Origin of the sequence: Tenacibaculum sp. Mcav3-52 (assembly GCF_022347665.1) — a bacterium.
In the GTDB taxonomy this organism is placed as follows: Bacteria; Bacteroidota; Bacteroidia; order Flavobacteriales; family Flavobacteriaceae; genus Polaribacter; species Polaribacter mesophilus.
In genome coordinates, this window is the sequence record NZ_JAKRGE010000012.1 from 1 (window position 1) to 1,497 (window position 1,497).

Annotated in this window: 1 protein-coding gene; it reads left to right on the plus strand. The window is 45.9% G+C overall.

Annotation, left to right across the window (positions count from 1 at the left end):
- The coding region (locus tag MHM83_RS16120; RefSeq protein WP_239180891.1) for an Ig-like domain-containing protein at window positions 1-1,497 on the plus strand (1,497 nt) is incomplete at both ends.

Here is a 1,497-nt window from a genome sequence, read left to right on the forward strand (position 1 = left end):
TGCAAACACGAATCATGTTTATAATGTAGACACGACCGCTCCAGTTCCTACCATAAGTGTAGACAACATCACGGCAGACAACATTGTCAATGCAACAGAAGCAGGAACAACCATTGCAGTCACCGGAACAGTAGGTGGAGATTTCAATACCGGCGACACGGTAACCTTAGTAATCAATGGAAACAACTACACCGGTACCGTAGATGCCAGTGGAAACTACAGCATTAATGTACCAGGGTCAGACTTAGCCGCTGACACAGACACGACAGTAGAAGCAAGTGTAGCGACAACAGACGGATCGGGGAATGCAGGAAATGCAAACACGAATCATGTTTATAATGTAGACACGACCGCTCCAGTTCCTACCATAAGTGTAGACAACATCACGGCAGACAACATTGTCAATGCAACAGAAGCAGGAACAACCATTGCAGTCACCGGAACAGTAGGTGGAGATTTCAATACCGGCGACACGGTAACCTTAGTAATCAATGGAAACAACTACACCGGTACCGTAGATGCCAGTGGAAACTACAGCATTAATGTACCAGGGTCAGACTTAGCCGCTGACACAGACACGACAGTAGAAGCAAGTGTAGCGACAACAGACGGATCGGGGAATGCAGGAAATGCAAACACGAATCATGTTTATAATGTAGACACGACCGCTCCAGTTCCTACCATAAGTGTAGACAACATCACGGCAGACAACATTGTCAATGCAACAGAAGCAGGAACAACCATTGCAGTCACCGGAACAGTAGGTGGAGATTTCAATACCGGCGACACGGTAACCTTAGTAATCAATGGAAACAACTACACCGGTACCGTAGATGCCAGTGGAAACTACAGCATCAATGTACCAGGGTCAGACTTAGCCGCTGACACAGACACGACAGTAGAAGCAAGTGTAGCGACAACAGACGGATCGGGGAATGCAGGAAATGCAAACACGAATCATGTTTATAATGTAGACACGACCGCTCCAGTTCCTACCATAAGTGTAGACAACATCACGGCAGACAACATTGTCAATGCAACAGAAGCAGGAACAACCATTGCAGTCACCGGAACAGTAGGTGGAGATTTCAATACCGGCGACACGGTAACCTTAGTAATCAATGGAAACAACTACACCGGTACCGTAGATGCCAGTGGAAACTACAGCATCAATGTACCAGGGTCAGACTTAGCCGCTGACACAGACACGACAGTAGAAGCAAGTGTTACTACTACTGATACTGCTGGAAATACTACTTCAGCCACTGATACTCACCTGTATAATGTAGATACCACAGCTCCTACCCTTTCTATTGTTATTGATGACATCACTCCAGACAATATCATTGACGCAGTAGAAGCTGGAACTGACATCCCTGTGACTGGAACTGTAACTGGTGACTTTAATACGGGTGATACTGTAACCTTAATAATCAATGGGAATACCTATACAGGAACGGTAGACGCCAGTGGAAACTACAGTATAAATGTACCAGG